Raw genomic sequence first — 19,158 nt, 5'->3', positions numbered from 1 at the left:
GATACCGGTGACAGGCCCAGCGACAGACCCTGTGAAGCCCGCGGTGCCGGAGGCGGCCGCCACGCCCGGGAGCGAGCCGGCCCTGCGCATGATCGGGGTGAACAAGCAGTTCGGCCCGGTGCACGCGCTGCGTGAGGTGAGCGTCGACTTCCGGGCCGGCGAGGTCACCGCGCTGATGGGCGAGAACGGCGCCGGCAAGTCGACGCTGCTCAAGGTGCTCATCGGGGCGCTGCCGATCGACGGCGGCACGGTGGAGCTGGACGGGAAACCGGTCACCTTCGCCGACCCGACCGCGTCGCGGGCCGCCGGCGTCCGGGTCGTCGCGCAGGAGCCGGAGATCATCCCCCACGTCAGCGTGGCGGAGAACATCTACGTCGGCGCACTGCCGGCACGCGGCCGGTTGTTCCGCAAAGGCGAGCTGGTGGCCAAGGCCGCCGAGCTCATCGCGGCGAACGGCTTCGAGCAGGTGCTGCACCCGGAGACGCTCGGCTCGCAACTCACCCCGGCACAGCGCCAGCTGGTGGAGATCCTGCGCGCGCTGACCGACCAGCCCCGCGTGATCGCGTTCGACGAGCCGACGTCGTCGCTGGCCGACTTCGAGGTGGAGCTGCTGTTCACCCTGATCCGGCGGCTCCGCGAGCGGGGCGTGGCAGTGATCTACGTCAGCCACCGGCTCAAAGAGGTCTTCGCCCTCGGCGACCGGATCGCGGTGCTGCGCGACGGCTCGCACGTGGGCACCCGGCCGGTGTCCGGTACCTCGGAGGCCGAGCTGATCCGGATGATGGTCGGCCGCGACCTGTCCAGCCTGTACCACGACGAGGTGCCCCGCCCCACGCCCGGCGACGTGGTGCTGGAGGTGGCCTGGGTGTCCTCGGCGGACGTGGCCGACATCAGCTTCCAGGTGCGCGCCGGCGAGATCGTCGGGCTGGCCGGGCTGATCGGCGCCGGGCGCTCCGAGCTGGTCAGGGCGCTGATCGGGGCCGAACCGGTCACCGCCGGCACAGTCACCTTCCAGGGCAGGGTGCGCCGGTTCCACTCCCCCAGGGACGCGGTCCGCGCCGGCATCGGACTGGCCCCCGAGGAGCGCAAGGCAGAGGCGCTGTTCCTGCAGCGCAGCGTGCGGGAGAACACCGCGACGGCGATCTACGACCGGATCCGCCGGTTCCGAGTGATCAACCGGAAGGCCGAGCGCGCCACCGTGGCCACCTTTCTGGACCGGCTGCGGGTCCGCACTCCCGGCATGGAGTACCCGGTCGCCAACCTCTCCGGCGGCAACCAGCAGAAGGTCGTGCTGGCCAGGTGGCTGGCGCGCAACCCCGCGCTGCTGATCCTGGACGAGCCGACCCGCGGCGTCGACGTCGGCGCCAAGTCCGAGATCTACGCGATCATCCACGAGCTGGCCGCGGCCGGCATCGCGATCCTGATGGTGTCCTCCGAGCTGCCCGAGGTCCTCGGGCTGGCCGACCGGATCATCGTCATGCAGAACGGCCGGATCACCGGTGAGCTCCCGCGCGCCGGCGCCACCGAGGAAGGCATCCTCGCGCTGGCCATGGCCGACGACCTGTCCGACCTCGTCGTCGGACTGCAGACCGAGACCTCCGGAGCGACCACGTGACCGATCCTGACACCGTGACCGCCGCCAACTCCGCCGAGAGCTCCCCCGCCAATTCCGGGGCCGAGAACTCCCCGGCCGAGCCGGCGACCCCGAGCTCAGCCACCGGGGAGACCGAGGCCCCGGCGGGTACCCCCGCCGGGGACCGTCGACCACTGGCCCGGGTACTGGGCCTGCTCACCAACGCCGACCGGGTGCAGAACCTCATCCTGCTCGCGGTGATCGTGATCATCGCCGCATTCGTGACGTCGCGGCAGCCGGCATTCCTGACCTGGGGCAACCTGAGTATCGCGGTCACCGGGACGATCATCCTGTTCGGGCTGACCGGCCTGGTCGAGCTACTGGTGATCATCGTCGGCGGGCTGGACATCTCGGTCGGCTCCATCGTCGGCCTCAGCTCGGTGGTCGGCGCACTGGTCTGGACGCACACCGGCCAGAACGGAGCACTCGCGGTACTCAGCGCGCTGCTGATCGGCCTGCTCTGCGGGCTGGCCAACGGACTACTGATCATCTACGGCCGGGTCAACCCGTTCATCGCCACGCTCGCCACCCTGGCCGCGTTCAAGGGCATCGGGCAGGTGCTCTCCGACGGTGGTGCGATCGGCAGCGGCTTCGCGTCCAACGCGATCTTCGTCTTCATCCAGCGGGGCAGCGTGGCCGGGTTGCCGACCCAGCTGTTCATCCTGGTCATCGTCGGGCTGGCGCTGGCGTTCCTGCTGCTCTACACCGACATCGGCCGCAACGTGTACGCGATCGGCGGCAACCCGACGGCGGCCCGGCTGGCCGGGGTCAACATCAACCGGTATGTGCTCGCGGTGTACCTCGTGGTGGGGTTCGTGGCCGCGATCGCCGGCGTGATCCTGATGGCCCGCCAGGGCTTCGGGCAGCAGACCGGATCGGTCGACGGGCTGGAGCTCAAGGCGGTCACCGTGGCCGCACTGGGCGGGGCCTCGCTGCGCGGCGGCCGGGGCGGGGTGCTCGGGGCCGCACTGGCGATCGTGCTGCTCGGCTTCCTGGAGAACGGCATGAACGTGCTGAACATCAACACGTTCTGGCAGAACGTCGCCCAGGGCAGCCTGCTGCTCATCGCGGTGATCGCCCAGCAGCGCCGCCGCAAGGAACGCGCGATCGGCATCCCCGACTAGGCCTTGCGATCCATCCAACTGGATCACCGGTAGCGACGAGCGGCATTATTCAGGACCCTCCCAGTGAGACTCGCCTCGAACCGTCGAGGTGGTGCTCGACAGGCCGCTGCCCGCCGCTACGCCGCGACAGTCACAGTCAGTGATCGGCCGATCGACTCAGGCAGCTGACCTGAGGGGCGGGGTGCGTCGAGGGCAACCTGAGTCTGGATCTCGTCGAGAAATACCAGACTGACGTTGGTCTCGGTGACGATCGGGGCACCAGGGCCGAGACCGAGCCGCCCTGTCGGTAACGCGGCGTTACCGCAACGGTGGACGCCCGGAAACCTCTGCCTCAGCGTCAAGGTTTCCACACCCCAAGGATCGCTAACCAGAGTCTCCGGGTGACGGTCCGGGCGGGTAGGTGAAACGCTCGAGTGTGTCGATGAACTGGTCCCGCTCCGCGGGTTCGAGGTGGGCCAGCAGCCCGGCGGCGGCGTCCCGGGCGGCCACGTGTGCGGCCGCGAACGTCTCCCGCCCCCTCGTGGTCAGCCCAACGGCGTGCATCCGCCGGTCGCCGGGGACCGGGCGGCGCACCGCGAGGCCGGCGGCCTCGAGATGGTCCAGGGTGCGGACGCAGCTCGATGTCGAACGTCTTCAGGACCGAACCAGTTGCCCGAGCCGGAGGCACCGGCACCACCGGAGCCGGAGCGCGGTGAGACGTGGTCGAGCACCGCGAAGATGCTGCTGGACCGTGCCGGCTGCTGCGTCGCCGAGGCCGTACCCCCGGTCACGCGCGCCCTGTTCCCCAGCAGGCCGTGAGTGGCAATGGTCGCTAGAGCGACCATCGCCACTCACGACCCCCTACCGGCCTGAACCCCTCAGCTCGCGGCGGCGGCCGCGACCACCCGGCCGGCGACGCGGGCGAAGTTGGCGGCGGCGCCCGGGGCGTCGCGGTGGTGCACGACCGCGACCTCGCACTCGACCAAACCCTCGATCGGGACGAACCGCACCCCGGGGCGCGCGTAGAGCCCGGCGGCCGAGGCCGGCACGATCGACAAGCCGCGACCGAGGGCGACGGACTGCATCTCCGCCTCGAAGGTGGCCGCCTCGTAGGTGATGTTGGCCGGCGAGTCGCGGTACGCCGACAGGATCCAGTAGTCGCGCCAGGCATTGTCACCGGGAGCGGCCACGATGGGCTCGTCCAGCAGCCGCGCCACGGTGACGCTGGGCAGCGTGGCGAACGAATGGTGGGCGGGCACGCACGCGACACAGGGCTCGGTGAGCAGCGTCGTGGCCACCAGGTCGGACATGTCGTGCAGCGGCGGCCGCACGATGGCGATGTCGGTGTCGCCGGTGTCGAGCCCGCCGTTCGGTGCGGCGAAGTCGTACTCGATCAGCTCGAGGCTGACGTCCGGATAGTGCTCGGTGAACGCGCGCAGGATCGCGGGGACGTGGTCGACGGCCGCCCCGATGAGGTAGCCGACCCGCAGGCGCCCGAGCTCACCGCGGGCCATCCGCGCGGTGCGTTCCATCGCCGCGTCGAAGCGCTTGATCACCGCCTTCGCCTCGACGAGGAACTGCTCGCCGTCCGGGGTGAGGACGGTCGCGCGGGTGGTGCGGGCGAACAGCTTCAACCCGAGGTAACCCTCGAGCTGGCGGATCGTGTAGCTCAGCGACGGCTGGGAGATGAGCAGCTGCTCAGCGGCCCGGGTGAAGTTCGCCGTCTGCGCGACGGCGATGAACGCACGCAGGTGGCGGAGCTCCACATTCATAGACTGCATCTATGAAGTGTACGAAATTCGGTCTTTCTCTCAGGTGCCTTTCGCTTCCTAGACTCCGGCCACGCGCATCGACGCTGACCCGAGAAGAGGACCCGTGACAGACACGCTGACCGAGTACACCGACCTCCACGCCCGAGGCCGCGAGGCGCTGCTGCACGAGCCCGCCGGCGGTGACCCCGACAAGCTCACCCTGGTCAGGGCGAGCGGCTCGCTGGTCTGGGACGACACCGGCAAGGAGTACATCGACTGCACCGCGCAGGCCTGGTCGAACAACCTCGGCGCCAACGACCCCCGGGTCATCGAGGCGGCGATCGAGCAGACCCGGCAGCTCACGCACGCCCGCCCGACCTTCCACACCCCCGCGCTGCTCGAGCTCGCCGAGCTCATGGTGTCCATCGCCCCGACCGGCCTGGACCGCGTCGGCTTCACCCTGCACGGCTCGATGGCCGTCGAGATGGCGCTCAAGCTCGCGATGCGCAACCGGCCCGACGCCAAGCACATCGCCGTCCTGCACGACAGCTACCACGGCCGCTCGATCGCCACCATGGCCGCCAGCTGGCCGCACCCGGGCAACGTCTTCGGCCCGCTGCAGCCACAGTTCCTGCGCCTGCCCCGGCCCGACCTCTACCGCCCGCGCGCCGGGCTGACGGCCGAGCAGGACACCGAGCTCACCCTCGGGCTCATCCGCGACATCCTGGTCAAGGGCACCGAGGGTCCGGTCGCCGCACTGGTCTACGAGCCGATCCAGGGCAACGGCGGCCACAACGGGTTCAGCGCGCCCTGGCACCGGGGCATCCGGGAGATCTGCGACGAGTTCGGCATCATGCTCATCATCGACGAGGTGCAGACCGGGCTCGGGCGCACCGGCGCGATGTGGGCCAGCGACTACTACGACATCGAGCCGGACGTACTCGTGTTCGGCAAGGGCGTCGGCGGCGGCTTCCCACTCGCCGGGGTGCTCGCCAAGCGCCGGTTCGCCAAGTTCCTCGCCGGCGACGACCAGCTCACCTTCGGCCAGTTCCCGATCTCGATCGCGGCGGGCCTCGCCACCGTCCGGGCGGTCATGGCGGACGACCTGTGCACGACGGCGGCGGAGCACGGCAGGTACGCCACCGACCGCCTACTGGAGATGCAGCGCCGCCACCCGCTGATCGGCGACGTGCGGTCCCCCGGCCTGATGGTGTCGATCGAGCTGGTGCGGGACCGCGCGACGAAGGAGCCCGCCACGGCCGAGGCGCACGCGGTGTTCGTCAGGGCACAGGAGCGCGGGGTGATCCTCGGCGAGAGCCGGTACGCCGGGCTGGGCAACCTGATCAAGATCAAACCGCCGCTGGACATCAGCCGCGAGCTGCTCGCCAGGTCACTCGACGTGCTCGACGACGTCCTCACCGAGGTCGAGGCCGAGTACGGGACGGTGGGCGTGTCATGACCGCCACCGACGACGCGAGCCGGACGACCCTCTCCGGCCGTCAGGCCGAATCCGACGCTACCGACCTCGCCGCACTCGGCTACGGCCAGCAGCTCAGCCGCACGATGAGCCCGTTCACCGCGTTCGCGCTGGCCTTCTCGATGGTCTCGATCAACACCGGCATCGTCACGCTGTTCCTCGACCCGTTCAACCGGATCGGCGGCGCCGCAGTCCTGCTGTGGCTGCTCGTCATCCCGATGGTGCTCACCCTGGTCGCGGTCTACGCGCACCTCGCCGGCCGGATGCCGATCACCGGGTATGCCTACCAGTGGTCCAGCCGGCTGGTGGGGCCCAACTTCGGCTGGTTCACCGGCTGGATCGCGCTCATCTCGTTCCTCGCCGGCACCGCCGGTACCGCGGCCGCGATCGGCTCGGTGTTCGCCCCGGAGATCTGGGCGAACCCGACCACCCGGCAGATCCAGGCGCTGTCCATCGGCTGCACGGTGATCGTCGCGGCGCTCAACATCATCGGGGTGAAGATCGCCACCAGGGTGAACAACATCGGCGCCTCGATCGAGCTGGTCGGCACGGTGCTGCTGGTGATCGCCCTGCTCGCGGGCGTGCTGGTCTTCTTCGGCCACACCCAGGGGCTGCGGATCCTCACCGACACGACGCCACTGAGCGGCGGCCCGATCACGCTCGGGAGCATCGCGCTGGCCGCGCTGCTGCCGGTCTATGTGCTGCTCGGCTGGGAGGGCGCGGCCGACCTCGCCGAGGAGACGATCAACCCGCGCAAGGCCGCGCCGAAGGCGATGTTCCGCGCTGTGGTGGTCTCCGGGATCATCGGCTTCGTGGTGTTCGCGCTGCTCGCGATCGCGCTGCCGTCGAGCCCGGCGACGTTCCTCACCGGCTCGGAGAACCCGGTGCTCAAGTTGGTCGCCGTGCAGATCGGGCCGTTCGCCCGGGCACTGATGATCGTGGTGGCGTTCGCCTCGATCTTCGCCTGCCTCATCGCCAACATGGCGGTGGCCACCCGGATGACCTACGCGCTGTCCCGCGACAACATGTTGCCCGGGTCGAAGCGCCTGCAGTCGGTGGGTACCCGCACCAGGGCGCCGATCCAGGCGATCGTCTTGGTGGCAGTGGTGGCGATCGGGCTCAACCTGCTCAACGCCGGGCTCGTCGGCAAGATCTACGCGATGGTCGGGCTGACCTACTACCTGACCTATGCCCTGACGATGCTCGCCACGGCGATCGCGGAGAAACGCCGGACGATCCCGGCCGCCACCGACGGCGTCTTCGACCTGGGCCGCTGGCTCAACCCGGTGGTCGGGCTCGGGCTGATCTGGTGCCTGGCGGTCATCGCGGCCCTCACGGTGCCGGCCGAGAACAACCAGAACGCGGTCACCGTGCTGGTCGTGCTGGCGATCGGGTTCCTGTGGTGGGTCACGGTGCTGCGGCACCGCCTGAAGGCCGGCACCGCCGGGCCGCCGGACGTGTGCCGGACGATCAACACGTAGGCGCAGGGGCGCCTGCCGACACAGCACAGCGAACCGCCGAGGGCGCCCTCGGCGGTTCGCTGTGCTGTCACGTATGGGCTCAGGTCGGGCGGTGGTCGCCTCGCGGCGCGTGGCGCACCAGGGCTTCAGCCGAACGATCTTCCCTGGCGGCTTTTCTTTTGTAGGACCCGGGGACACACGTCGCCCGACCTGAACAGTTGCTTCAACGGCCGAGGCCCCGCCTGGATTCCCCGCCGGCCGGGCCCGGGCCTGTGATGTCCAGAACCGCCTCGCGGGGAATACCGGCGCCTGCCGCCGCCACGGCCAGGTCAGCTGGGGAGTCCCGAACCGATCTGGCGGGTGCCGTTGCCGGCGGGCGTGGCCGGTTCGGACTCGGTGGCCGACCCGCCCTTGGCCGTAGGGTCGCTGATGTTCTTGCGCAGCGACTCGAAGATGGTGAGGCCCTGGCCGACCAGGCTGGCCGCGAGCTCGCTGATGCCGTCGGCACCGTTGAGGATGTTGACGTTCGCACCCTGCAGGCCGGCGGCGGCCTCGTGCACGATCTGCGGCAGCTGGTCGATCAGCATCCGGTCCAGGGCGACCCGGTTGTGCGAGGCAGCGGCCTCGGCCTGGATGCGCATCCGCTCCGCCTCGGCCCTGGCCAGCAGCCGGACCCGCTCCGCCTCGGCCTCGGCCGGCTTGACGACCTCGGCCACCAGCTGCTGCTGGCGCAGCTCGGCCTCGCGCTGGGCCAGCTCGGTCCGGGCGGCGAGGACCTCGCGCTGGGCCTGCGCCTGGGCCAGCGGCCCGGCCTGGTTGGCGGCGGCCTGCGCCCGGTCCACCTCGGCCTTGTACTGCGCCTGCACGATCGCGGTCTGCCGGCCGTACTCGGCCTGCTTGCGCTGCGAGTCCTGCTCCGCCTCCGCGGCCGCCTGCCGGGCCTGGGAATGCGCGATCTGCGCCTGGCGCTGGATCGCCGCGGTGTGCGGCGCCGACATCGCGGTGATGTAGCCCAGGTCGCCGTCGTCGATGGACTGGATCTGCAGGGCATCGACCGCCAGGCCGATCTTCGCCATCTCCTCCTTCGACCCGTCCAACACCTCGGTGGCCAACCGCTGGCGCTGCGTGACGATCTCCTCGACCGTCATCGAACCGATGATCGACCGCAGGTGCCCGGCGAAGATCCTCCCGGTCAGCACCGACATCTGCCCCTGGTCCGACAGGAACCGCTGGCCGGCGTTGACGATGCTCTCCGCGTCGTTGCCCACCTTGAACGCGATCACCGCCCGCACGTTCAGCGTGATGCCCTGCCCGGTCACGCAACGCTCCTCGACCTCGGCCTCCACCATCGACAGCGTCAGGAACCGCACCTTGCGGAAGAACGGCAGCACGAACGCGCCATGCCCGGTCACCACCCGGAACGGGGTTTCACCACTGTTCTTGCCGCCGGACACCAACATCGCCTCATCGGGCGCCGGGACGTTCCATCCGAACACGGGTCCTCCATTGCTTCGCTTCGGTGCGCACGATCGGTTCGCCGACCGGGGCGCGCAGCTGACCACGCCCTACCCGACACGGTTCCATCGCCGGATCGCCGCGGTCGCGTTTCAGCTGGTTGTCCCCCGTATGTGTATTGTGCGCCCGCGCCGGCCATCTTGTGTCGATCGCCAAGGCGGAGCGACCCGAGACTGGCGGGCGACGATCGAGGCGCTGCGCCGCGAGCTCGCCGAACTCCGGGCCGCGGTCGCTGCGCTGCGATCCTCGCGGGGACCGGTGCCGATCTCCCTCCAGCCGGTGGTCGCGGGCGGGTGAAACTCGGTGGAAGCGCGTCCGCCGCCCGCCTAGCCTGGGAGTCCAATCCCAACGCACACATCCCTGGCCTGACCACGTCATGAGGGGGCGATCAGTCATGAAGAAAACGCTCCCCATCGGGAGGATCCTGAGTTTCTACTGGCGGGCGGCCTGGCGCTACCCCGGCCTGGTCGTCGGCTGCCTGTTGGCGGTGCCACTGACGGTGCTCACCAACTCGCTCGTCCCGCCGCTCATCGTGTCCGACGTGTTGAACCGGCTGAGCAGCCGCGACTACCAGCCGCACCAGCTGTGGGCCAGCTTCCACACCAGCCTCGTCGCGTACGCGATCACCATGTTGCTCGGCGGCATGGTGGCCTGGCGGGTCGTCGACCATTTCGCGTGGCGGCTCGAGGCCAAGGTCGAGCGCGACCTCGCGCAGCGCTGCTTCTCGCACCTGATCGGGCAGTCGGCCGACTTCCACGCCGACACCTTCGGTGGGTCGCTGGTCTCCCAGACGACCAAGCTGATGGGCAGCTACATCCGCATCGCGGACACCACGATGTTCCTGATGCTGCCGCTGGTCTGCGTGCTCGGCGGCATCGGCGCCATCATGGCCTTCAAGGCGCCGCTGTTCTCGATCGTGCTGGCGGTGTTCTCCCTCGTCTACATCGTGACGGCTGTCCTCATCTCCAGGCCGGTCCGCCGGATCGGTGGCCAGCACGCGGCCGCCGAGAGCGCGCAGACCGGCAACCTGGCCGACGCCATGACCAACGTGATGGCCATCAAGAGCTTCGCCAGGGAAGGGCACGAGCGGACCCGGTTCGCCCAGGCCACCGAGCGGACGCAGGGCACGCTGATGCGCCTGGCCGGTGCGCACATGCGGCAGATGGCCTACTTCAGCGGGATCACCAGCCTCATCTCGGTGGTCTCGCTGGTGGTCGCCATCTACGGCGTGGTGTCCCTCGAGGCGAACGTCGGCACCGTGTTCCTGATCGTGAACTACGCGGCGTCGGTGGTGCAGCAGCTGTTCCAGTTCAGCAACAACAGCCTGCGTACCTACAACCGTGCCTTCGGCGACGCCAGCGAGATGATCGAGATCCTGGCGGCCGAGGCCGTGGTGCAGGACCCGCCGGAGCCGGAGCAGGTCCGCATCGGTCCCGGTGCGATCACCTTCGACAACGTCACCTTCCGGCACACCGGCTCCGAGGGCGCCCTGTTCGAGGGCCTCAACCTGCACATCGAGCCAGGTGAGAAGGTCGGCCTGGTCGGGCACTCCGGCGCGGGCAAGACCAGCTTCACCCGGCTGCTGCTGCGCTTCTCCGATGTCGACGGCGGGCGCATCGTGATCGACGGGCAGGACATCGCCCACATCACCCAGGCCGACCTGCACGCGAGCATCGCCTACGTGCCGCAGGAACCGCTGCTGTTCCACCGGTCCATCAGCGAGAACATCGCCTACGGCAAGCTCGACGCCTCCACGTCCCAGATCGAGCTGGCCGCGGCCAGGGCCAACGCGATGGAGTTCGTGAGCACCCTGGAGAACGGCTTCGGCACCCTCGTCGGGGAGCGCGGCGTGAAGCTGTCCGGCGGCCAGCGCCAGCGCATCGCGATCGCCAGGGCGATGTTGAAGGATGCGCCGATCCTGTTGCTGGACGAGGCCACGTCCGCGCTGGACAGCGAGAGCGAGGTGCTGATCCAGGACGCCCTGTGGACGCTGATGGAGGGGCGCACGACGATCGTGATCGCGCACCGGCTCAGCACGATCCAGAAGATGGACCGGATCATCGTGCTCGACGACGGCGAGATCGTCGAGATGGGCTCACATCGCGAGCTGCTGGACAACCCCGGCGGGATCTACGCGTCCTTCTGGGCGCACCAGTCGGGCGGATTCCTCGACAGCCCCGTCAGCTGAACTGGATGTCGGTGAGGTCGATGGACACCATCAGCTGGTCGAGGACCGGCCCGTCGGGGGTCTCCCGCCGGTACGCCCGCCGCTTCGACGGCAGCCGGATCCCGGCCACCTCCACCATGTCGTAGACGTAGTGGACGCCGACAAATCCGCCGGCCACGTCCACCCGGTAGTCGTTGCGCCGGAACAGGAGGTCGTCCTCGCCGAAGTAGAACTCCTGCTCCGTGCTGTGCCCGGCGATGGTGGGCGGGAACGTCGCACGCAGTCCGCGCCAGCGTTCGCCGTTCTCCTCCACCGGCTCGATCTCGACCACGGCGAACCCGGGCATCGCGAGCAGGAACGGCGACGTGAGATAGGCCCACAGCGCGTAGCCGTTGAAGTAGGCCCGGTGCAGCGCATCCCACGGCGTCAGCAGCTCGTGCCCGGCGAACGACGCCCGGGGATCGGTCCGCTCGGCCACCACCCGCCCGTCGAGCTTCTCGATGGCGATGCGGCCCGGGGTGAAGTCGGTGCGCTGGTCGGGCGATCCGTACGGCTGGACCGACGCCCACTGCTCGTGCAGTGACACCGACATCCGCCGCGGCTCCTGGTCCTGCACCAGGCCCTTCATCGCCCACAGCTCACCCCCGCTGACGATCGTCGCTCGGACGCTCGTCAGCTCCCGCCAGCGGTCGAGTCCGCCGTGCGCCACCAGTACCTGGTCCAGCAGGTCGCTCACAGCGGGCCCCCGGCGGCGAGCACGCCTTCGAGGCGTCGCACCAACTCGTCCGCCCCGGTCGACTCGGTGAAGTGGGTCAGGAAGCTCCCGGAACGGTCCAGCACGTAGGTGATGGCCGAATGCGGCACCACGTACTCGTCCCGCTCCTCCGGATCCGCCACTCGCCTGGCGAACACCCGGAACTCCTTCTTCGCGGCGTCGATCTGGTCGGCCGTGCCGGTCAGACCGGTGAAATGGGGGTAGTTCGCTTCCAGGAAGGCCTTCATGGTCGCGGGGGTGTCCCGGTCCGGATCGACCGTGACGTACAGCCCCTGGAACTGGTCCGCCCGGGAGCCGAGCTCGTCCAGGACCGCCGAGAGTGTGGTCAGCGCGCGCGGGCACACCACTCTGCAATGGGTGAAGCCGAAGAACACCACGAGGAAGCGTCCTCGATAGCTCTCGTTCGTGACCGGGGTCCCGTTGTGGTCGGTCAGGCTGAACCGGGCACCGACCATCGACCCGCGCGCCGGCCGGACGACCGCACTCATGACCGCGCCCCCTCGCCCGGCCGCCCGTCGAAGTGCATCGAGTACCGGTGCGGACCTCCGTCCGGGCACACCAGCAGGTAGCCGTCCTCGCCGCGGCGGACCTCACCGGCACCGGCGTCCACCTCGATGTCCCGGCCGCCGCGTGCGATCACCCGGCCACCCTCGGACAGCGTCCAGCCCTTCCCCGCTGAGTCGACATTGCCCAGCACCACAACACCGTCGCCCTCCCGGTCGTCCCTGCGCCGCAGGGTGAACACGAGCTCACGCCCGTCGCGGTCGAAGTACGCCCTGGTCACGTCGACGTCGGGCGCGACCCCGGTCAGTGCCGGCTCGGCGAAGTGCCCGCGATCCCACGGCTCGTTGTACAGCTTCCAGAAGCCGTCCTCGACGTTGAGCCGCGCGTAGGCCAGCAGCACGTTGCCGACCATCGGCTCCATCTCGGTGCGGTTGCCCTCGGCGTCGGTCCGCTCGTCGTTGCGGGGGTAGTACAGGCCGCCGTCGCGCCACCTGGGGGCCATGAACCGGTCCGCGTGGGTCAGCAGGCCGCGCAGTGTGTCCGCGTCGCCCATCTCCGAGGCCCAGGCCGAGACCCAGCCGTGGTCGCAGGCGTCGCCCACCACGGGGTTCCCGGCGAGCAGGAAGGGCTCGCCGGGGTTGACCGAGAGGGCCCCGCCCACGCCCTCGCGGATCAGGTTCGCCAGCTGGTCGGGGTAGTTGGCCCGGACGAAGTCGCGGTTCCACATGTTCATCAGGGCCCCGCACCAGGCGTCCACCCACGGCCAACTGCCCCGGTTCGGCACCAGCGCCTTGCTGTCCTGGGCCATCATCATGTTGTAGTGGCCGTTCTCGTCGAGCCTGCCGAACTCCGACCAGGCCCGCTCGTAGCCCTCGGTCACCTCGGTGGCGACCGACGCGCCGGTGAGGATGTCGTGCATCCGGAACCCGAGGATCGCGGGCTGGTTGCAGATCTGGTAGACGCAGTTCGGCTCGCACGGGACGCCGAGGTAGCCGTTCTCCACCATCAGCCAGTAGATGTGCTCGTTGAGGGTGTTCTGGTCGTACTCGAACCGCTTCTCCTCGCCGCCCCAGAACGGGGTGTAGAAGCTGAAGGTCAACGCTCCGGGGCGGGCGTAGCTGTCGTCGTCGAACAGGTAGTTGAACAGCAGCGCCATCGACTGCACGTAGGCGCTGTACATGATGTTGTCGCGGACGACCGGGTTGTACTCCTCGTGGTAGGACCCGCTCAGGTGCTGGTTGAACGCGGCACCACCCCGGCTGGTGTCCTTCCAGTAGATCCAGACCTCGGGCAGCAGCATCTTTTGGATCGCCCGGTCGAACAGCGGCTTGAAGACTCCGGGGGCGGCCGGGAGCCGGTGCGCGTGCGTCAACGCCAGGGCGTAGGACAGGTAGGCGAGCTGGAACCGGTAGCCCCCGAAGTCGTCCTGCCCGAGCCCCTTGCCCCCCATCAGTGACCAGTCGTTCGGTGGCTGGTTGAGCAGGTTCTCGAAGTGCCGGAGATGACCGATCTGCTCCGGGCTCAGCTCGGCACGCATGGCCTGCGTGACCTGGTGTGCGGCTCCGGCGATCGCTGCCATCACGTGCTCCTCACTAACGCACTGCCGGACGGCCCTTGTCCGGGCTCTAATATGACCGGCTGTTTTAAGAGCTGTCAAGCCGCTCCGGTGCGAGGTAGAGTCTTCGTAGACGACTGGCCATCTTTCCCGGAGGAGTCACCATGCCGAGGCCAAGCCTCCGTGAGAACGTCGTGGCCGCGGCCGTGGACCAGTTCCACCGACGCGGCTACCAGGGCAGCGGCGTCAAGGACATCACCGACGCCGCCGGCCTCCCGAAGGGCTCGTTCTACAACTACTTCGGCAGCAAGGAGGACATGGCGCTCGAAGCGCTCCGGCGCTACGGCGCGGGTCGGGAGATGGTCCGGCTGCAAGACCAGGCGACGCCGCCGCTCGCGCGACTGCGGGCGCACTTCGAGTTCCTCCAGGATGATGTCGCGCGGGTCGGCGTGAACTACGGCTGCATGTTCGGGAACTTCGCGACCGAGTCCACGCTCGAGAGCCCGGCGCTTCGCGCGGCCGTCCACGGGGCGTTCGCCCACTGGATCGAGTCGGTGACCGGCGCCCTGCGCGACGCCGTGGAAGTGGGCGAGCTGCCGGCCGGGCGGGACATCGACCTGCTCGCCCGATCACTGGTCCGCGCTTGGGAGGGTGCGCTGCTGCACGCCAAGGTCCTCGCCGATCGCGGGCCGATGGACGACTTCTTCACCGGCACCTTCGAGCCGCTCCTCGGCATCCAGCCCTCGGGGGAGCCCCGCTAGTGTCCCGCGTCGGAAATTCGTGTGATAAGTCCGGGGATCCAGGTGGCGTCTGGCAAGGCGCCGCCCGCAGCTCATACCGGGGTATTCGCCAGGGCGGCAACGCCGCCAGGCGTCATCTGGGCGCCGGAATTATTGCGCAGATTTCCTGCGGGGGGAACTAGGAGGGTCCTGAATAATGCCGCTCGTCGCGAGCGGTGATCCAGTCGGATGGATCGCAAGGCTTGTGTCGTCCTCGGAGTCGCCGATACCGCTGTTGTATCGGCCGCGACGACAACGCCGCGAGGCGCCGACTGGGCGCCGCGCAGCAGAGCATGCATTGTTCAGGGCGCTCCTAGACCGTCAGCTCGCGCTGCCGCGCCCGGAAGGCGGCGGCCTTGACGCGGTTCTGGCAGGCGGTCGAGCAGAAGCGCTTGGTGCCGTTGCGGGAGACGTCCACGAACACCCGATCGCACTCCGGAGCGGAGCAGACGCCGAGCCGGTCGAACATCGGGTTCCCCAGCACCACGGCCAGCGCGGTGGCCATCGCGGCCGCCCAGCCACGCGCCCACCCCGAGTCCGCCGCGTGGCAGTGCAGGTGCCAGGGGTGCTCGCCGTGAGTGCCCGGCTCGCCACCCGGATGCCCGGCGCCACCTTCATCGGGGTGGTCCCCTGCTGCTCGGGCTCGCCGCCGCGCACTACGGCTCGGTCGCCACCTGGCTGCGGGCCGACCTCGCCGACCCGGGCTGGGCCGACGCGCTGCCGCCGACCATCCACGCGGCGGTGTCCACCACGGCACTGCACTGGATGCGCCGCGACCAGCTCGCGGAGCTGTACCGGACCCTGGCCGCCCGCACCGCCCCCGGCGGAGTCCTCGCCAACGGCGACCACCCTCACGCTCGCCGACCAGGGCCTCACCGCACTGGGCAACGCCGTCAAGGCGGGCCGCGCCGCCCGCGCCGGGGTCGCCGACCGGGAGGACTGGCCGAGCTGGTGGGCCGCCGTGGCGGCCGATGACCGGCTCGACGCCCTGACCGCCGAGCGGGACCTGCCCGGGACCCGGACCGGCTCAGGGCCCGATGACGTCGAACGCCACCACGGCAGCAACCAGCTCAGCGTCACCGACCACGTGGACCTGCTGCGCGCCGCCGGCTATACCGCCGCCGCCCCGCTCTGGCAGGTGGGCGACGACCACATCGTCGTCGGGCTCCGCTGAACCCGGCCCGCTGAACCCGGCCCGCTGAACCCGGCCCGCTCGGTCCGGAGCGGTCCTGACCGGGACTGACGAGATCAGGAGCGCGCACTAGTTGACACGGAGCCGTGTCAACTACTAGAAAGTGCTGGGTGATACGAGGCCGTGTCACTTTCCGGGGAGGCGCCGTGACCGTTCGGCCGTACCGCGGCGTCAGCGCCGAGGACCGGCGCACCGAGCGGCGTGCCCGGGTCAAGTCGGCCTGTCTGGACGTGGTCGGTGAACAGGGCGTCGCCGAGGTCACCGTCGAGGCGGTCAGCGCCAGGGCCGGGCTGACCAAGCGCTACTTCTACGAGAGCTTCACCGATCTCGACGCCCTGCTCGCCGAGGTCATCGACGACATCTTCACCGAGCTGCTGGCCGAGATCCTCGAGGCGCTCGGGTCGGTCGGCCCCTCGGTGCACCAGCGGGCGCACACCATCGTCAGACTCCTGATCGACTTCTTCCAGCGGGACGCCCGCCGGGCCCGGCTCTACGTGGAGGCACCCGGCCAGCCGACCCTGCGCGCCCGCCGCGAGTTGGCGTTCGACTCCTACACGCGCCTGCTGGTCGAACACCTGCGCCCGGGCTCGACCCCGATGCCGGCGGCGACCGTGGCGGACCGCCGCCGCGCACTCGCTGCGTTGATCATCGTCGCCGGGGTCACCCAGGCCGCCAGCATGTGGCTGCGCGGCGCCGTTGACCTCGACCGGGACCAGATCGTCGACGAGATCACCCGCGTCATGATCGCCGCACTCGAATGACCGCACTCGAATGACCGCACTCGAATAGCCGCCCGATCGACCTGACGCCCCTCCCCCACCACACCGATCACGAGGAGACCCGCCATGACCGCAGTGGCCACCGGAATCGACCTGCTGAGCTCCAAGTCCTTCGCCGACGGGCATCCCGTCGAGCAGTACCGCTGGCTCCGCGAGAACGCCCCGGTGTTCTGGCACGACGAGCCGGGCGGCCCCGGCTTCTGGGCGGTCACCGGCTACGACCTGGTCCGCCAGGTCAGCAAGCAGCCGGACATCTTCTCCAGCGCCGCCGGCGGCATCATGATCAACGAATTCCCGCCGGAGGAGCTGGAGTTCTTCCGCACCATGATCCTGGTGATGGACCCGCCGAAGCACTCGTTCTACCGGCGGCTGGTCGGTGGCCTGTTCACCCCGAAGCGCGCCGCCCTGTGGACCGACTCCATCGGCGACACGGTGCGCGCGATCCTCGACGAGGTCTGCGAGCGCGGCGAGTGCGACCTGGTCGAGGACATCGCCGGCAAGCTGCCCTCCTACGTCATCGCCGAGCTCCTCGGCATCCCCAGGGCGGACGGCGAGCGGCTCTACGTGCTCACCGAGATCATGCACTCCGCACCCGACGCGGTCACCGACGAGCAGCGGTTCGCCGCCATGGGCGAGATCACCGGCTACGCGGCGCAGGTTCGCCAGCAGAAGCTGGCCGAGCCGGCGGACGACCTGGCCAGCCGACTGGTGGTCGCCGAGGTGGACGGGCAGCGGCTGACCGAGCAGGAGTTCTCCTCGTTCTTCCTGCTGCTGCTCAACGCGGGCGGTGACACCACGCGCAACCTGATCGGCGGCGCCACGGTCAACCTGCTGCGCCGGCCCGAGCTGCTGGCCCGGCTGCGCGCCGACATGCCGGGGCTGATGCCGACGACCGTCGAGGAGCTGCTGCGCTTCCAGAGCCCGGTGATCTACATGCGGCGGACCGCGGTGCGCGACACCGAGCTGGGCGGCACCCGGATCGCCGCCGGTGACAAGGTGGCGGTCTACTACGGAGCGGCGAACGGCGACCCCGCCGTGTTCGACCGGCCCGAGGAGCTGGTGCTCGACCGGACGCCCAACGAGCACGTCGCGTTCGGTGGCGGCGGGCCGCACTTCTGCCTTGGCTCGCACTTCGGGCGCATCGAGATCACCGAGATGATGACCCAGCTGCTGACCCGCTTCCCCGACCTCGAACTGACCGGCGAGCCCACCTGGCTGGCGTCCAACTTCATCTCCGGCCCCACCCACGTCCCGGTGCGCTACACCCCCAGCACTCCCATCGGCGGCTAGTGTCCTGAACACTGCATGCTCTGCCGCGCTGCGCGGGCGGGAGGTCACAGTCGGTGACTGGCAGATTGAGTCAGGCTGCTGAACCTGGGCGTGGGCTGCGTCGAGGTCGACGTGAGTCTGGTTCGCAGCGAAAATTACCGGACTGACGTTGGTCCTCGGTGACGATGGACGCGCCCAGGGGGCGACACCGGGCTGCCCTGTCGGTGACGGGGCGTTACCGCCAGCGTGAGAGTGGTGTCCTGTGGCCTGTTCGGAAGGGGTGGGCGTCCCGTCGCGACAGAAGTTGGAGCGGGCAGACACAACAGCAGACGTCCAGCTAGTGCATGGCGCGGCTGGCCGGCGGCGCTGCGGGGGCGGCCGGCGGCGGGGCCAGGTTGGGCAGCACCCGCCGGACCAGGTCGACCAGTACGGGACCTTCCTGGGCGGGTGGGAACACACCGCGGTCGAGGCTCGCGGTCACCGTGTAGCGGTCGTAGGCGGTCATCAGCACCGTGCGGGCCGGCTCGGTGAGCAGCACCGCATGAGCCTCGCCGAGGGCGATGGGCGCCGCGGCCAGGGTGTCGCCGCGCTCGGCGGCGACGTTGCGCAGCCGCTGCTCGTCGGCCGCCGACCCATCGCTGAACGCGGCCAGGCCGAGCTGCAGCATCGGGTCGCCCGCCCCACCGGTGGCACCGTTGCGCTGGTATCCGCAGTTCATCCGCTCCAGCAGGCCCACCGACGTGGACGGCACGCCCAGCACGGTGTGCACGGCCACGCTCCCGGTGGGCTGGGCCAGCAGTCCCGCGGCGTCCACCGGGCCGTTCAGTACCTCCGCGCAGTCGGCCGGCAGCAGGGTGGCGCGCGCCTGGACCGGAGCTGGGCCAGCCTGCTCGGCCTGCGCGGTGAAAGTCGGCACGACTACCGCCGGGGTGCCGTGCGAAGCGCCCGCGTCGACCCAGGTGAGGACCGCCCCGGCGACCAGCGCAAACGCGAGCGCCACCAGCAGACCGCGCCGCGACCTGTCCGCCGGCACCAGGCGTCCGCGTTGCATGTCGTCGGCTCCCCCCACCCGAAGTCGGCCTCTTCGGGCAGGAGTATCCATTTCGCCGAACCGCAAACGCCCGGGTCGGAGCCTGCGCGGGAGATCTCCCGCGCGACCGGCCGGTTTCGAACCAAAAGGGGCAGATATCGTGGCTGAA

Annotated in this window: 19 protein-coding genes; 10 read left to right on the top strand and 9 right to left on the bottom strand. The window is 69.9% G+C overall.

Annotated features, from left to right (window positions below):
- Nucleotides 1-31 precede the first annotated feature (31 nt).
- Nucleotides 32-1,615, top strand: a complete 1,584-nt coding sequence (locus ACTXG6_RS18330; RefSeq protein WP_445189030.1) for a sugar ABC transporter ATP-binding protein — start codon at nt 32-34, stop codon at nt 1,613-1,615.
- Entirely contained in the window at nt 1,612-2,757 is a 1,146-nt protein-coding gene (locus ACTXG6_RS18325) for an ABC transporter permease (protein WP_445189029.1), read from the top strand. Before ACTXG6_RS18330 ends, ACTXG6_RS18325 begins: the two co-directional genes overlap by 4 nt.
- A 363-nt stretch (nt 2,758-3,120) precedes the next feature.
- Here the strand turns inward: ACTXG6_RS18325 and ACTXG6_RS18320 are convergent, their stop codons facing one another.
- Nucleotides 3,121-3,300: a hypothetical protein gene (locus ACTXG6_RS18320; RefSeq protein WP_445189028.1), complete on the bottom strand. Its 180-nt coding sequence runs from the start codon at nt 3,298-3,300 to the stop codon at nt 3,121-3,123.
- 105 nt (nt 3,301-3,405) lie between these two features.
- On the opposite strand from ACTXG6_RS18320, the gene ACTXG6_RS18315 reads away from it, so the two are divergent.
- Nucleotides 3,406-3,555, top strand: coding sequence for a hypothetical protein (locus ACTXG6_RS18315; protein WP_445189027.1), 150 nt, complete (start codon nt 3,406-3,408; stop codon nt 3,553-3,555).
- A gap of 59 nt (nt 3,556-3,614) precedes the next feature.
- On the opposite strand, the gene ACTXG6_RS18310 is transcribed toward ACTXG6_RS18315, so the two are convergent.
- Nucleotides 3,615-4,508: a LysR family transcriptional regulator gene (locus ACTXG6_RS18310; RefSeq protein ID WP_445189026.1), complete on the bottom strand. Its 894-nt coding sequence runs from the start codon at nt 4,506-4,508 to the stop codon at nt 3,615-3,617.
- Nucleotides 4,509-4,611: 103 nt separating this feature from the next.
- Here ACTXG6_RS18310 and ACTXG6_RS18305 point away from each other — a divergent pair, with 103 nt between their 5' ends.
- Together ACTXG6_RS18305 and ACTXG6_RS18300 are read left to right on the top strand one after the other, a co-directional pair.
- Nucleotides 4,612-5,946: an aspartate aminotransferase family protein gene (locus ACTXG6_RS18305; protein WP_445189025.1), complete on the top strand. Its 1,335-nt coding sequence runs from the start codon at nt 4,612-4,614 to the stop codon at nt 5,944-5,946.
- Entirely contained in the window at nt 5,943-7,445 is a 1,503-nt protein-coding gene (locus tag ACTXG6_RS18300; protein WP_445189024.1) for an APC family permease, read from the top strand. The genes ACTXG6_RS18305 and ACTXG6_RS18300 overlap by 4 nt, the downstream gene beginning before the upstream one ends.
- A 308-nt stretch (nt 7,446-7,753) precedes the next feature.
- On the opposite strand, the gene ACTXG6_RS18295 is transcribed toward ACTXG6_RS18300, so the two are convergent.
- Nucleotides 7,754-8,920, bottom strand: a complete 1,167-nt coding sequence (locus ACTXG6_RS18295) for a flotillin family protein (protein WP_445189023.1) — start codon at nt 8,918-8,920, stop codon at nt 7,754-7,756.
- A 413-nt stretch (nt 8,921-9,333) separates the two neighbouring features.
- Between ACTXG6_RS18295 and ACTXG6_RS18290 the strand changes: the two genes are divergently transcribed.
- Complete coding sequence (locus ACTXG6_RS18290) at nt 9,334-11,127, top strand: ABC transporter ATP-binding protein (RefSeq protein ID WP_445189022.1); 1,794 nt, start codon at nt 9,334-9,336, stop codon at nt 11,125-11,127.
- On the opposite strand, the gene ACTXG6_RS18285 is transcribed toward ACTXG6_RS18290, so the two are convergent.
- The 3 genes from ACTXG6_RS18285 to ACTXG6_RS18275 are packed head-to-tail and all read right to left on the bottom strand — an operon-like array spanning nt 11,120 to nt 13,964.
- Complete coding sequence (locus ACTXG6_RS18285; RefSeq protein ID WP_445189021.1) at nt 11,120-11,842, bottom strand: hypothetical protein; 723 nt, start codon at nt 11,840-11,842, stop codon at nt 11,120-11,122. The genes ACTXG6_RS18290 and ACTXG6_RS18285 overlap by 8 nt on opposite strands.
- Complete coding sequence (locus tag ACTXG6_RS18280) at nt 11,839-12,369, bottom strand: SCO family protein (RefSeq protein ID WP_445189020.1); 531 nt, start codon at nt 12,367-12,369, stop codon at nt 11,839-11,841. The genes ACTXG6_RS18285 and ACTXG6_RS18280 overlap by 4 nt, the downstream gene beginning before the upstream one ends.
- On the bottom strand, nt 12,366-13,964 hold the full coding sequence (locus tag ACTXG6_RS18275) for a linalool dehydratase/isomerase domain-containing protein (protein ID WP_445189019.1): 1,599 nt from the start codon (nt 13,962-13,964) through the stop codon (nt 12,366-12,368). The genes ACTXG6_RS18280 and ACTXG6_RS18275 overlap by 4 nt, the downstream gene beginning before the upstream one ends.
- Nucleotides 13,965-14,104: 140 nt before the next feature.
- Here ACTXG6_RS18275 and ACTXG6_RS18270 point away from each other — a divergent pair, with 140 nt between their 5' ends.
- Entirely contained in the window at nt 14,105-14,701 is a 597-nt protein-coding gene (locus ACTXG6_RS18270; RefSeq protein ID WP_445189018.1) for a TetR/AcrR family transcriptional regulator, read from the top strand.
- Between the two features lie 331 nt (nt 14,702-15,032).
- On the opposite strand, the gene ACTXG6_RS18265 is transcribed toward ACTXG6_RS18270, so the two are convergent.
- On the bottom strand, nt 15,033-15,224 hold the full coding sequence (locus tag ACTXG6_RS18265) for a CGNR zinc finger domain-containing protein (RefSeq protein ID WP_445189017.1): 192 nt from the start codon (nt 15,222-15,224) through the stop codon (nt 15,033-15,035).
- Nucleotides 15,225-15,375: 151 nt separating this feature from the next.
- The gene (locus ACTXG6_RS18260; RefSeq protein ID WP_445189016.1) at nt 15,376-15,558 is read right to left on the bottom strand and encodes a hypothetical protein; all 183 of its coding nucleotides are present in this window, start codon (nt 15,556-15,558) and stop codon (nt 15,376-15,378) included.
- A gap of 122 nt (nt 15,559-15,680) precedes the next feature.
- Here ACTXG6_RS18260 and ACTXG6_RS18255 point away from each other — a divergent pair, with 122 nt between their 5' ends.
- The 3 genes from ACTXG6_RS18255 to ACTXG6_RS18245 all read left to right on the top strand — a co-directional run bounded on the left by ACTXG6_RS18255 (nt 15,681) and on the right by ACTXG6_RS18245 (nt 17,980).
- Nucleotides 15,681-15,893, top strand: coding sequence for a hypothetical protein (locus ACTXG6_RS18255; protein ID WP_445189015.1), 213 nt, complete (start codon nt 15,681-15,683; stop codon nt 15,891-15,893).
- A gap of 164 nt (nt 15,894-16,057) precedes the next feature.
- Entirely contained in the window at nt 16,058-16,672 is a 615-nt protein-coding gene (locus ACTXG6_RS18250) for a TetR/AcrR family transcriptional regulator (RefSeq protein ID WP_445189014.1), read from the top strand.
- Nucleotides 16,673-16,756: 84 nt separating this feature from the next.
- Nucleotides 16,757-17,980, top strand: a complete 1,224-nt coding sequence (locus tag ACTXG6_RS18245; protein WP_445189013.1) for a cytochrome P450 — start codon at nt 16,757-16,759, stop codon at nt 17,978-17,980.
- Nucleotides 17,981-18,296: 316 nt separating this feature from the next.
- On the opposite strand, the gene ACTXG6_RS18240 is transcribed toward ACTXG6_RS18245, so the two are convergent.
- Nucleotides 18,297-19,010: a hypothetical protein gene (locus tag ACTXG6_RS18240; RefSeq protein ID WP_445189012.1), complete on the bottom strand. Its 714-nt coding sequence runs from the start codon at nt 19,008-19,010 to the stop codon at nt 18,297-18,299.
- Nucleotides 19,011-19,158 lie beyond the last annotated feature (148 nt).

The organism is Pseudonocardia sp. Cha107L01 (genome assembly GCF_052566575.1).
Note: the sequence above shows the minus strand (reverse complement) of the source record. Positions and strands in the feature narration are given on the sequence as shown.

What these genes read in the sequence shown, in the direction of transcription:
- ACTXG6_RS18320 (WP_445189028.1), bottom strand. Translation starts at nt 3,300, where the DNA reads ATGCACGCCGTTGGGCTGACCACGAGGGGGCGGGAGACGTTCGCGGCC.
- ACTXG6_RS18310 (WP_445189026.1), bottom strand. Translation starts at nt 4,508, where the DNA reads ATGAATGTGGAGCTCCGCCACCTGCGTGCGTTCATCGCCGTCGCGCAG.
- ACTXG6_RS18300 (WP_445189024.1), top strand. Translation starts at nt 5,943, where the DNA reads ATGACCGCCACCGACGACGCGAGCCGGACGACCCTCTCCGGCCGTCAG.
- ACTXG6_RS18290 (WP_445189022.1), top strand. Translation starts at nt 9,334, where the DNA reads ATGAAGAAAACGCTCCCCATCGGGAGGATCCTGAGTTTCTACTGGCGG.
- ACTXG6_RS18280 (WP_445189020.1), bottom strand. Translation starts at nt 12,369, where the DNA reads ATGAGTGCGGTCGTCCGGCCGGCGCGCGGGTCGATGGTCGGTGCCCGG.
- ACTXG6_RS18275 (WP_445189019.1), bottom strand. Translation starts at nt 13,964, where the DNA reads ATGGCAGCGATCGCCGGAGCCGCACACCAGGTCACGCAGGCCATGCGT.
- ACTXG6_RS18270 (WP_445189018.1), top strand. Translation starts at nt 14,105, where the DNA reads ATGCCGAGGCCAAGCCTCCGTGAGAACGTCGTGGCCGCGGCCGTGGAC.
- ACTXG6_RS18265 (WP_445189017.1), bottom strand. Translation starts at nt 15,224, where the DNA reads ATGGCCACCGCGCTGGCCGTGGTGCTGGGGAACCCGATGTTCGACCGG.
- ACTXG6_RS18245 (WP_445189013.1), top strand. Translation starts at nt 16,757, where the DNA reads ATGACCGCAGTGGCCACCGGAATCGACCTGCTGAGCTCCAAGTCCTTC.
- ACTXG6_RS18240 (WP_445189012.1), bottom strand. Translation starts at nt 19,010, where the DNA reads ATGCAACGCGGACGCCTGGTGCCGGCGGACAGGTCGCGGCGCGGTCTG.